Below are 12,140 nucleotides of genomic sequence, written 5' to 3'. Positions count from 1 at the left end.
CCGAATTGGACGTGTCCACGTGCTCAGCACGACTTGTCACTGTTCCGGTGCGCATTTTGCACCTGGGCTGCTCGAACTCAATCAATTGTATGTATCACCTGAGTGAACGCAGAGCGAATGGAACAGCCCACTAACCCACAGAATAACCCACTGGCCAGGTTACTGACTGTTCGATGTGACCTAAGGACCATTGCTTTAATTGCGTTGCTGGTTGTTTTGGGTATTGTGGTGTGGCTAACGGTTGACGTGCTGTTGCTTATCTTTATGGGGATCCTGGTCTCAATTCTGCTTAGCTCCATAAGTAACTTTGCCCGCACGCACACTCCGCTCAATTATGGCTGGTCGCTGGCGGCGGTCTTGGTGGTACTGCTCGTTTTAGTCGGGGCGATTCTCGGCCTGGCAGGAGCACGCATTTCGGCAGAGACCGATAACCTAAGAAGCAACTTGCAAGATACGTGGGCACAGTTAAAGCAGGGGGCCGGAGAATACGAGTGGGGGAAGCAACTCGTATCGCAAGCTGAAGAGTTTTCACTGTCGAAAATTCCAGATGGATGGCTTGGGCAGATTGCTGGCGTTTTTGGTTCGACACTCGGTGTACTCAGTAGTTGTCTGCTTGTCGTTTTCGTGGCGATCTTTGTGGCTGCTGATCCCAAGTTATATCGTCGTGGCTTAGTCTTGCTGGTACCTTTGGACTATCGAGAGCGGGCTGACAAGATTTTACTTGAGCTCAATGAGAAACTCTGCTGGTGGTTCATTGGCCAGATATTCTCAATGACCATAGTGGGTACGTCGACGGCCGTTGGATTGTGGCTGCTCGGCATCCCGTTTTATGTGACCCTGGGTTTTCTGGCCAGTGTACTCACCTTCATCCCGAACTTTGGCCCTATCATCTCTGCCGTTCCGGCCGTACTGTTGGGTTTGGGTAGTGGCCCATTGAACGCGCTATACGTAGTATCGCTCTACATGGGCGTGCAGGCAGTCGAGAGCAACTTTTTGACTCCGTTGATTCAGCAGCGCAATGTTCGATTGCCACCTGTTCTGGGCGTGGGTATGCAGGTGCTCTTGGGAGTACTGGCCGGCCTTCCTGGCCTGATAGCCGCAGCGCCTTTAGCCGTAGTCTTCAAAGTTTTGGTACGACGAGTTTACATCGAAGACACTTTGGGTGATCGACTTGATGAACCCGATTAATCGTTCTACTCTCTCAACAAGTCTTGACCTTGTTCTGGCAGTCGGGATTCTTGAGCTTGGCTTTCTATAGTCTTAGCCTCGGTTGATAAACCTCCTTCGGCCGATGTTGATGGGTCGGGTCGCTCGTATCCTCGTACATGTCCATTATGCTTGTCCGACGGATCATTCTGACTTTGTCGGACTCGGGAGATCTGGACCGGTAATCCTCGTGGAAAGACAACTTCACGCGCCTCGTCGGGCATGGAGATACCGCCATCTTGAAACGCGCGTTTGATCAAGCGAATTGCTGAGGAGCGCGTCTTGAGCCAACTGTGTTCGGCTCCGTTGAGCCAGAAGTAAATTTTCAAATTCACTGTCGAGCTGCCCAGGCTGTCAACCAGCACCCATGGCTCTGGCTTGTTAAGCACCGCAGGATGCGAACGAAGTATTTGCAGGGCCAACTCCTGTGCTTCGGGGATCACATCGTCGTAGCCAATGCCAACCGTGAAAGTTTCGCGTCGATTGGGATTGCTAGTGAAATTCTGTATCGAACTCTTATAAATGGTGGTGTTAGGAATTTGCACATGATTCCCATCGAGCGTCATCAGGATTGTCGTTCGCGTCGTCAAGCGTTGCACGTAACCCAAGATACCGTTGATCTCGATCAGATCGCCTGGCTCGAAGGGGCGCTGCATACTCAGAAAAATGCTTGCCAGAAAGTTCTCGGTAATGTCCCGAAAGGCAATACCGATGACCAAACCAATCAGCCCAGTGCCTCCCAAAACGGTAACCGCCAGGCGCGTCAATCCCGACACTCGTAGCACAAGATACAAACCGAGTAGAAAAACCAGGAAACCAACAACGCGTGACAGTACCTCCCTCAACAGGGGCGCACTGAGCCGTCGCGCCGTTACCCGGCGGCTAACGCGAGTAACCAGCTTGGCGATCCACCAGGCGACAGCCAGCACCAGCAAGCTAAACACGATGTTCGGAAGAGCAAGAATAAGACCGCGCCAGAGATCATCGATCTCGAGCCAAACGGGTCCCAAATTCCAAATCGAACTGCGGCGGATATCAATCTTGTTGACGACAGCTGCCACATCTTGAGTCCTGCGCGCCAAGTCACCAGCCCACGTTTTATACTGCTCACTTGACGTGCTGCCATGCAAAAACACAACACCATCCCGAACCTCGGCGGTGGGCGACGTGAACCACTCGGTTGCGGACAGAATGCGTTCAAGTCGCTGCGCAATTTGCGAGTCACGCGCCAGCGGCTGAACATCTACCTTGGCCGTCGGCTGCAATTCACCTTTGTCTTCACCGGCCATACCGGCTTGAGTGGTATTCGCTTCTGACGGATCTTGTGACCATCCACAGTTGGCTGTGTATACGGACGGGAGCAGGCACAGCGAGAGAGCTAGGAGTCGTGTAATGAGTCTCACTGTATTCGTCCTTCCATTAAGACTCTGTCGGAGTACTGAAGCGAATGGAATCCATTCCCAAAAGCGAGCATGGGATATCGATATGAAATGGCAAGTCGACGTAGCGAATTCTGTACCGAAGTGCCGATTCAAAACGTAGCCACCATGCTTGGCTCGCTTGCTCTGAAAGAAGATGTGCGATCAGCTGGACCGCTGGGCGCAAGGTAGCTAGTACGTTGTCGCGGCGAGGTTCGTAGGTTTTACTGAAATGGACGAAATACCAAAACTAATCCGCCTGGATCGAGCGTGTGGCTCGGCTCAATGGCGGGCAGAGTTGCGTTTCGCAGCCATCTGGCCTACTTTCATACCTGTTAACATACAAACACCCATGTAAGCAGTCAGCAGGACAAGGCCACCGACAAACCCGACGCCTCGAAACTGAAGTGACAAAATCTGCCAAACAGTTATACCAATCGTTCCACCCACTGCCGCTCCGACAATGCCTAGACTTGCAGATGAGTCTTCTGCTGGCTGGTTCATAGAGCTGTATCCTCGAAAGTTGTGAAACCGGTAACCCACCCAACACTGGTTCATACACCACAGTTGATGTGTCGGCAACCAGCGGAATCGGAACTTGAGCTGGCGAGCCGAAATACTTCGAGAAGAAAGAATCGCAGGCTCGGACTCCTGCGACTAGCCATCGTTAGCTCATCCTCGGGGAAAATGAGCTGCAGGCGTAACGGCCTCCCGCGTACCGATCAACGACGACTATAGAATCTTGAGGTAATTTGTCCATCGACGCAACGCCTGTGGGACAAAAAAGGCGCCGCTAGCGATCCTGTTCAATTACGCATCATGTGGCTAATTGACATGAAGTTCCTTATGGTGCCGAAACTACTTGAACGCGTCGGGGCACGAAAGCGCACGTATGTCATTATAGCGCCCGTTCTTCGCAACCTTTCTCGGGCAAAGTATCAAAATGAACTCAGTTCCCACGCGATGTACGAGTACGTGCGGCATGAGGCTCCAAAAAGCCTTTTGAGCACCTCAGCCTATCGCTGCGAAAGGCTATAATCGGCGGTGCAGCACGAATTGGTACACAGGCTAATGTTGCTTGAATAAGTCTTAGATCGGAGCTTGAAATTTGCACACTCGAAGACGCTTTCTGACAAAGATGGGCACCTTGACGACCATGGGCAGTGTAATGGCTTGGCCGTTAACCTTGCCAGCGGATTTTCAGGCTACGGAGCGTAAGCGTTTGGCGGTCGTTACTACCGAATGGAGAGCCATGTCGCACGCCTGGCATATGGCCGAGCGATTTCTGCATGGCTATCCGATCAATGGGCAATGGCATCGTCCTCCTGTGGATGTAGTGGCAGCCTATGTTGATCAGAAGCCTGAGAACGATCTGAGTGTGAAGCGGTCTGAAGAATTTGGCTTCGCCATTTATCCATCGATCGCCGAGACATTGCGGTGCGGCGGTGACACGCTGGCCGTGGATGGCGTATTGATCATCGGTGAGCACGGCAACTATCCCAAAAGCGAATACGAGCAGACGAAGTATCCGCGCTACGAATTCTTCAAGCAGGTCACTGACGTTTTCCGTAGCGACCATCGCACCGTGCCTGTCTTTAATGACAAACATCTATCCTGGAAATGGGAATGGGCCAAAGAGATGGTCGACATCTCGCGAGAATTGAATTTTGCCTTTACGGCCGGTTCATCTCTGCCAGTAACCTGGCGGATGCCGGCGATCGATATGCCTTACGGCGCCGAGGTCGAAGAACTCCTGGCTGTTTCGATCGGGAGCATCGATAGCTACGACTTTCACGCTCTGGAAGTAATCCAATGCATGGCCGAGCGGCGCCGCGGCGGTGAGACTGGCGTGGTGGCGATGCAAGCGCTGCGCGGAGAGGCGGTATGGAAAGCCATGGAGGCAGGCGGCTGGTCCGATGGTGGATGGGATGCAAAGCTGTTCGAAGCTTGCTTGTCGCGCAGTCAGACTTTGGCTCAACCCGAGTCGTTCAGTCATCGCTATCCGAGCGCTGCCCAAATGCGCCAGTGGGTAAAAGATCCTGTGGCTTACCGCTACGAATATGCCGACGGTGTGAAAGCGACGATGCTGATGATGAATGGCCTGGTCGGTGATTTCACCTTCGCCGCGCGGCTGAAGGGACAAGCCGAGCCGCTCTCTACGCTCTTCTACTTGCCGCCAACACCCAACGTAACTTACTCGGCATCCTTGATGTCGAAAGCCGAAGAGACGTTCCTGACTGGCAAGTCGCCCTATCCAATCGAACGAACATTATTGACCACGGGTCTTGTCGAAGCTGGAGTCCGTTCGTTAGCCACTGGTCAGAAGCGACTGGAAACTCCACATCTGTCGATCCGCTACCAATCAGCTCGCGAATCGACATTCGCTCGGTCTTGATTGCCCAACGCCATCTTCCTCGGCGAGAGATCGTACAGCTTTTAACTGTCGAGGTATAAAGGCGTTTGGGTGGCACTGGCTATGCGCAGCACTGCCAGTGCCGACCTAAGGCCCTTCGCCGGTGAGGTGTGCCGCAGGACTCCTGCGAATTGCCAGCGTAGAATCTTGAGGTTATTTGCCTATCGACGCAACGAATTATACAAAAACGCGCCGCCAACGATCATTCCCAGTTACGCCCGAGTTACTGAAAACAACCGTGGCGGCGCGAGAATAGTATTTTGCAAAAAAGCAACAATTGCAATCCCTCTAAGGCGGGGATCGCAGTGCTCGGCAGCTGGCAGCAGACCATATAGAGTGCTTTTTGTAGTCGATTTGCTGTACTTCAACGCAGCGGGGCCTGAGCTTGGCGGAACATTTTAACGGTAAAACGCGATCGCTTCATACCACGGCAGCCTTCGCTTTGGAGTTTTATGAGCTCCTTTGAGAGTCTGTCGAATTGGACCTGCCCGCGATATCACTCCGCTGTCCGGAGTCTGAGGACTGGTCCATCTTGAGCATTCATCGTCTAAGGCTCAGACTCACGGATGCTCGTAAACGCGATGATTGAAATTCGGTGACAACGCGGGGGCAAACGAGTCGTTGCGCGAAGGAGCGAGCGAAGACGATTGGATGGTCACAGAATTTGGGCAACGGTGAAGTGGATGGGAATAATCCCAAGCGAAATAAGATTCCGTGCTTGCTACGATTGAGGTGTGCAGTCGAAGGGAGGGCTCATGCCCATAGTATACCAGCTCGACCAGGCGCTGAACTTGTTGGAGGTTCGGGCGACTGGTTACGTTACAGTTGCTGATCGAGATCAATTCGTTACCATGGCTTCGGCCGACGGTAATCTACCAAATGAAACACCAATACTCATCGATGTCTCCGGCGTACTCAATGCGCCGGCGATTAACGACGTACCTCGACTGGCTCGACTTGTCGAGCGTTTAGCGAGCCGATTCAAGTTGCGTGTTGCATACTACGTCACGCAAGTGGGCATCGTAACGCCGTACATGCTTGCTTCGACCCAAGTTGACGTGAGCCTTGCACAATCGCGAGCCTTCACCGACCGTCGACAAGCGATCGAGTGGTTGCACGGAGATTGAATAAGTCCTGCGTTTCTCGATTACTTTATACGTAAAGTAAGTCTGCTCAATGCGTACGCTGGCGTTCTCCCCTTCTTCAATCGCCGACGCGCGGACTTGGGAAATTGAACTCAGACCCAATCAACCTGGGCTCGACGGCTCGACCCCGATTCCGATTTTCACCTGCGCGGTGTACACTTGCTGCCACAGGAATCAGTGCTGGAGTCATACTAGCTAGCAGGAAGCTGAGAGGGTGTCAGAACTGCTTGTTCGTCTGCAGTTGCACGCTGAGCGGTCTGTAAAGTGAGTTCTACCAGAGACCTATACATGAACGCCAATGATGATGCCCTCCGAGCAAAGACATCCAACAATCTGCCCCCGGGGCCACGCGGTTCGCTGCTTCCCACCTTGCAGCTCATTCGCGACCCTCGCAAGGCTCTGGAGGGTTGGGCTCGAAAGTATGGCGACCCATTTTTGTTGCGTGCGCTGAACGGGCCGGTGGTTGTCACAGGGCGTGAAGATTTGATTCGAGTGATTCATGGACAGGATCCCAACATCTATGCACCGTTTGCGACGGCTACGATTGACCCACTGATGGGAATTGGGTCCATGCTCACGCTGGAAGGTGAGGCTCACCGTCGCGAGCGCCGCCTGATTATGCCGATGTTTCATGGCGACAGGATGAAGGCGTATGGCGCAAACATGCAACAATGCGCGTTGGACCGGTTCGAGGCATGCCGTGGACGCCAAGAGCTACTCACATTGAATTTGATGACCGACATTTCACTGGAGATCATTGTTCGGACCATTTTCGGCGGTAGCGATCCAGAAGCAGTAAATCATTTAATGCTCGCCAGCCAGAGGATCGTAGCTAGCGCTTCGCCGTTACTGTTCTTTTCGCGCAAAGCTCACTTTTCACTGCTGGGACTTTCACCTTGGGATCGCTGGAACAAGGCCAGGCACGAACTGCAGCACTATCTCGATCAGGTTATCGATCGACAACAAGGTGGCGGCAACACTGGAGAAGACATCCTGGCTTTGCTCTGCTCGGCCACCTATGAGGATGGACAGCCGATCACACGCGAGCACATCCATTCCGAACTTCTTACCTTTCTGTTTGCTGGTCATGAGACAACTGCTCTGACGCTCACTTGGGCCATGTACCACCTTCACAGCCATCCTGCTGCCTATGCTTCGTTAATACATGAACTGGATTCCCTCGAGGACAACTCCCCTGAGAGACTGGCTGCGGCTCCCTACTTAAAGGCAACTGTACAGGAGACGCTTCGCATCCATCCAATCGTTACTGAGACGTTGCGTAAATTGAAAGCGCCCTTGGACCTAGGCGAGTATAGATTGCCTGTGGGTATGGCAGTGGCTCCAGCTACCGTGCTGGCTCACTACAACCCTGAGACATACGAGGAGCCAGAACAGTTTCGTCCGGAGCGGTTTTTGAATCGCAGCTACTCGCCATTCCAGTACATGCCTTTTGGTGGCGGTCACCGAAGATGCATTGGTGCGGCTTTCGCTTCTTTTGAGACAGCGATTGTACTCGGATCCTTGCTGAAGCGATTTCGATTTGAGCTCATCGACAAAGCGCCGGTCGTACCCAAACGCAGGAATGTAACCATCGGCCCCTCAACGGCTGTCCCACTCCGTATGCTTGGTCCGCGTTAGGAACCGCAATATGTCTCATCGGGAAGCAGAGGGCTGCGCATAGCCAGTGCCACCCTAACGCCTTGGTATTGCGTTAGTTTACAAGCTGGACAATCTCTTGAGTACAAGTGGAGAGGGTCACCCTTCGGCTGGCGATTACTTTATATGTAAAGTAAAGCGGCATAACAGGCGCGTTGGTTCTTTCCTTCTCTTCTGTATAGAGATCGTACAGCTTTTAAGTCGACGACCCGAAACGATTTGTGTGGTGCAGTCCACTGCGAAGGACTTTCGCTTCGGTAACGAGCCCCCTCCCGCAGACATCGGCTGAACGCCTCGTCTGCGACCTCCCTCAGCTTCGCCCGGGGAGTTGACTTAAAGCCCTTCACACAACTTACTTAAAAGCTGTTCGATCTCTATATTCATAGGGGTGAAGAGGGCGCAGCAGTCGGTCTGAACGCTCAATCCGGACTTTTTTTGGCAATTTGCGTCGACTAACATCCATTTCAACGTCTTTATCAATAAGCGACTCGCATCGCATCAACTGGTGCTTATCGATTTGTAGCTCAGATCAATTCACAGAATGGGACCGGACATGACACGTGCATTCGATCCAGTTACCCGGCGTAGATTCCTCCAGCACTCAACCTCCGCGGCGACGGCGGTGGCGTTGGCCGTCGCCATAAACGCCTCCGCCAGCGGCAGTGCGGCGATTGCTGTCCGCAAGCGTAAGAGTATCACAGCTCTGAATGCGGCTGAAGTCAACGCCTGGCGCGCGGGGGTGAAAGTGATGAAGCAACGCAGCGCGGCGGATGCGAACAATCCGCGAGGCTGGACGTTTCAAGCCGGCATGCATGGTTCAAATATTTCCAAACCCATGTTCAACCTTTGTCAACACGGTCATTGGTGGTTCCTGGCCTGGCATCGCATGTACATTTTTTATTTCGAACAAATTCTATTGCAGGCGATCGGCGAATCGGGGGTGGCGATGCCAGCTGATTTCGGACTTCCCTACTGGGATTACACGATGCCTGCGAGCGGTGGATCGTCGTCGCCGCCGGCCATGGCCAAACGGACCATTCCGCAGGCCTTGCGAGATCGTATGTATGTGCCCACCGTGGGGATGCCGCCGGTTGCCAATCCGCTTTTCAATACCAATCGCATCAACTCACGAAACCGTGAGACCAATGCCACGCCTCTGGATGCTTCGGCCGTTACACTCACAACTGCATTCAGTTACAACAATTTCATCAATAGCTCGTCGGCGGTCGTGAGTGGCTTTGGTGGACGCAATCGCACTTCACCAGCCTATTCCGATCCGAATGGTGCGGGCGCGTTCGAGCAGACACCTCATGGAGCTGTCCACAACGGCGTGGGCGGCGATATGGCCAGCTTCCGCACGGCCGCGCTGGATCCAATTTTTTGGACGCATCACTGCAATTTAGATCGCTTATGGAACTTATGGCTGGCGCGGCCCGTGACCGAGAATCCGCCATCGACCGGCCCGTGGGCCACACAGAACTTCAAGTTCATCGATACAGCTGGGAACGAGATTCAGCAGCCCGTCGCTTTATTTTTGAATAACGTTCAAGGCAATTTGATCGACTACATCTACGATGATGGTAGCGCACCGTTGGTTGGGCCCATGGTAGCGTTCAGTTTCAAGTCTTCTAGCGAAAGCGAGCCAGGCGCAGAGGACCACCTTCAGGAGGAAACGATGGTAGAGGCAAATGAATTGGCAACCTTCCCGCCTCGAATGGCGCTGGACGCGAACTCCAAAAGCCTCAAGATGCAGTTGGCTGATTCAGCCGGACGTCGAGTCTCGGCCATGCTAAACAATACCGCAGCACCCAGTGGCTTGCTGTTGGAACTTTCAGGCGTGCGCGTAGATGGGCCTCTGGATGGGCACTACGAAGTGTACCTCAATCTTCCGGAAGGAACACCGCCGGATTTTGAGGGTCCATACTACGTTGGCAATCTCGTACCGTTTGCTGTAACTGCCCACGTGCATCCTGAGGCCACAGCTGCGGATCACGATCATGCTCATGATGCTGCCGCGAACAGTGGCCCATCGCCCGAAGTCAGTGTCCGTTGGGATATCACTAAAGTGGCTCAGCAGCTCCAGGCCAAGGAACTCTGGCAAGCAACCGGACCTACCATCACGTTCGTTCCCAAAGGCGTCGAAGATGTAGAGCAAAAGAGCGCGCCTCGCATCACATTCACCGGCCTCCGCTTACTGGACTATGCCACCCAAGCCGAAAAGCACTGATGCCTGGTTTGGTATCGAATTCTAAGCAAGTGTCCTGCGAGTTCCTTTCGTTTTAGTTCTTGCCCGCGTTGAAAGCAACCAAATGGTTACTGCCAAAATTTTCATTCGAGATGAAAGTGAATTTGCTGGTTACTGTCTCTCGAACCAATTCGATATTGCTGAACCCCTAGATTCAAGTGTCCAACGGTTTCGTAGCTTGAAGTTTACACCTCCGGACGGGCCAGCGACCCTCTGGCAGTTCGCTGAGCTGGGCGCATCCAATGCGTTTCGCATCCATGATCAAACGTCGTCGATCATGTACACTCACAGCCCACGAACGCCCGTGAGGTTAGCACCCGGAACGGACCAGAGCGACATCCATAGTCAATGGATCATAGCCAGCGTTCAACACGATGCTTGGCTGATTACGCAACTTGAGCGATCTACGATGCCGTTTCCTGCTCGCACGTCATCTTGGTGTGCTCTAAAGTGTCAAAACGGGCTGTTCTTGTTTCTGACCAACCTAACCTTTGACTCGCGTTTTGAACCCTCTCGATTTGCTTTTGAAGTGGCTGATGAGGCGTTGCGCAAAGAACATCGGCAGCTAGAAGAATTCTGAGGCCGGTCGCAGAAAGTCAATGTTGATAAGGTGGTTAGCTGTCCACTACGAGTCGATCACTTGGCGAAATTGGCAAGCTGGGCCGTGCTTGCCAAACGCTTGTTTGATGGCGATTACGCCTAACACGAGCACGAGTATGAAGACTAAGCAGCCAGAACACGAGCGCGGAGTTTGCCTATACAACGATTTTCTCTCTTAACGGAAGTGCATCGGCCACTGGTCCGGAATTGATCGCAGTTCGAATTCAAACTGCGTCGCAACAAGCTCAATCTTACGACTCTGTGCGTGTCTGAGAAATGAAAAATTGTTCATCATCCCTTGGTGATACTGCGGAGGTATCTCCATGCAAGCTCAGTCACGTGGCTCGACGCCGGCGCAGCTCAGTCGGTCGCTCCTCGAACTGACACGACCTATGTCTGAGAGCTCTTTTAGACTGGCCATCGTCTTACTGTTGGGACTGTTCGTATGCTCATTCAGCGTAATTGCTTGGAGCATGGCGAAAAGCACGCGGTAACGCCAATTCGATCTTCAGAAGTCGAGCGCGCCTGATGGCTTCCGGTATAAAGAGCCACCAGGTTACATCTTCGATTCGTGGACGGGCAAGCGAATTCCGATGATCGACGACTTGCCGTGAGAGGCTTTAAGACCTGGGAAACGTTGTGATAGCGCAGGGGATGTTAATCGGCGTCGACATCGATCACAGACGCGACTTAGACCGCGTTTCAATGGCGGCCCACAGGGCATCTGCCAGGGCTTGCATGCCTTTATTGCCGGGGTGACCGGCTACGCCCTCGTGTTCGATCTTCTGTTCGGACCTGGCGTAATTGGCCTCTGTGGCCCCAAGGGGGCTGATGTCGACAAAGATACCTTTGGCTTCTTCGCAGCTGTTCTTCATCAACGGATCTTTTTCGGCGTCTTGCCAAAACTGACTGCGGACGAAGATCACTGGTTTCCCATGGGCATTCAGCTCCGCCAGGAGATTTTTGAACGCCGATTTGAACTGCGCTTTGGCTTCGTCGGTCTTAGGGGATGCAGCGTTCTCACCTATCGCCAGTATGACGATGTCCGCTTCGAAGGCGAGTGCAGCTTTTAGTTCTTCTTGGATGTTGTAACTGGTAAGCTTCCGTTCGAAATCAGCGATGTTCTTGACCATAAACTCCGGTTGGTCGCCGCAGGCTCGGGCAAGTTGATTCAACAACAGGTGGACGTAGTCCTTGTCCTGCGAAGTAGCCGCCATGCCCCAGTTTCCGTTCCAGCCGATCTCGGGCGCCGGGCCGTGCAGCGTGATGCTGTTGCCGAGAAACAGTATCTTTCCAGCTCGCAAACTGCCTATGCGCAGATCATTGCTCATGGCAGGCGTGGACAGAGCCCAGAGTAATGCGCAACCATGCATTAGTTGTCTCATAGCGGTCATCCCTATTGTCTCCTTTTGCTCCGCAAAAGGGAACTGCCTTTCGCGGAGCGCTATTGTCTCCTA

9 protein-coding genes are annotated in these 12,140 nt (G+C 53.2%); 6 read left to right on the top strand and 3 right to left on the bottom strand.

From position 1 onward, the window contains the following. Positions 1 to 117 precede the first annotated feature (117 nt). Positions 118 to 1,188 carry an AI-2E family transporter gene (locus SH573x_RS16350; protein WP_479348677.1) on the top strand — a complete coding sequence of 357 codons (1,071 nt, stop codon included), beginning with the start codon at positions 118 to 120 and terminating at the stop codon, positions 1,186 to 1,188. 5 nt (positions 1,189 to 1,193) lie between these two features. Here the strand turns inward: SH573x_RS16350 and SH573x_RS16345 are convergent, their stop codons facing one another. Continuing rightward, positions 1,194 to 2,609: a mechanosensitive ion channel domain-containing protein gene (locus tag SH573x_RS16345; protein WP_479348676.1), complete on the bottom strand. Its 1,416-nt coding sequence runs from the start codon at positions 2,607 to 2,609 to the stop codon at positions 1,194 to 1,196. Positions 2,610 to 2,906: 297 nt separating this feature from the next. Then, positions 2,907 to 3,128: a hypothetical protein gene (locus SH573x_RS16340; protein ID WP_479348675.1), complete on the bottom strand. Its 222-nt coding sequence runs from the start codon at positions 3,126 to 3,128 to the stop codon at positions 2,907 to 2,909. 604 nt (positions 3,129 to 3,732) lie between these two features. Between SH573x_RS16340 and SH573x_RS16335 the strand changes: the two genes are divergently transcribed. From SH573x_RS16335 to SH573x_RS16315, 5 genes are all read left to right on the top strand, one after another. After that, positions 3,733 to 5,019 (top strand): hypothetical protein, encoded by a 1,287-nt coding sequence (locus tag SH573x_RS16335; protein ID WP_479348673.1) that lies wholly within the window; start codon positions 3,733 to 3,735, stop codon positions 5,017 to 5,019. 773 nt (positions 5,020 to 5,792) lie between these two features. Beyond that, a complete protein-coding gene (locus SH573x_RS16330; protein ID WP_479348671.1) occupies positions 5,793 to 6,164 on the top strand; it encodes a hypothetical protein in 372 nt (123 codons plus the stop codon). Positions 6,165 to 6,470: 306 nt separating this feature from the next. Next, complete coding sequence (locus SH573x_RS16325; RefSeq protein ID WP_479348670.1) at positions 6,471 to 7,820, top strand: cytochrome P450; 1,350 nt, start codon at positions 6,471 to 6,473, stop codon at positions 7,818 to 7,820. 571 nt (positions 7,821 to 8,391) lie between these two features. Next, positions 8,392 to 10,065, top strand: a complete 1,674-nt coding sequence (locus SH573x_RS16320) for a tyrosinase family protein (RefSeq protein ID WP_479348669.1) — start codon at positions 8,392 to 8,394, stop codon at positions 10,063 to 10,065. Positions 10,066 to 10,147: 82 nt separating this feature from the next. Then, on the top strand, positions 10,148 to 10,663 hold the full coding sequence (locus tag SH573x_RS16315) for a hypothetical protein (protein ID WP_479348668.1): 516 nt from the start codon (positions 10,148 to 10,150) through the stop codon (positions 10,661 to 10,663). 697 nt (positions 10,664 to 11,360) lie between these two features. Here SH573x_RS16315 and SH573x_RS16310 read toward each other — a convergent pair. Continuing rightward, complete coding sequence (locus SH573x_RS16310; RefSeq protein WP_479348667.1) at positions 11,361 to 12,068, bottom strand: SGNH/GDSL hydrolase family protein; 708 nt, start codon at positions 12,066 to 12,068, stop codon at positions 11,361 to 11,363. Between the last annotated feature and the right edge of the window lie 72 nt (positions 12,069 to 12,140).

Source organism: Rania fehmarnensis (assembly GCF_056494185.1).
This window is presented reverse-complemented; position numbering and strand designations above follow the sequence as displayed.

Excerpts from the sequence above, each read along its gene's own strand:
- SH573x_RS16350 (WP_479348677.1), top strand. The coding sequence starts at position 118 with ATGGAACAGCCCACTAACCCACAGAATAACCCACTGGCCAGGTTACTG.
- SH573x_RS16340 (WP_479348675.1), bottom strand. The coding sequence starts at position 3,128 with ATGAACCAGCCAGCAGAAGACTCATCTGCAAGTCTAGGCATTGTCGGA.
- SH573x_RS16330 (WP_479348671.1), top strand. The coding sequence starts at position 5,793 with ATGCCCATAGTATACCAGCTCGACCAGGCGCTGAACTTGTTGGAGGTT.
- SH573x_RS16325 (WP_479348670.1), top strand. The coding sequence starts at position 6,471 with ATGAACGCCAATGATGATGCCCTCCGAGCAAAGACATCCAACAATCTG.
- SH573x_RS16320 (WP_479348669.1), top strand. The coding sequence starts at position 8,392 with ATGACACGTGCATTCGATCCAGTTACCCGGCGTAGATTCCTCCAGCAC.
- SH573x_RS16315 (WP_479348668.1), top strand. The coding sequence starts at position 10,148 with ATGGTTACTGCCAAAATTTTCATTCGAGATGAAAGTGAATTTGCTGGT.
- SH573x_RS16310 (WP_479348667.1), bottom strand. The coding sequence starts at position 12,068 with ATGAGACAACTAATGCATGGTTGCGCATTACTCTGGGCTCTGTCCACG.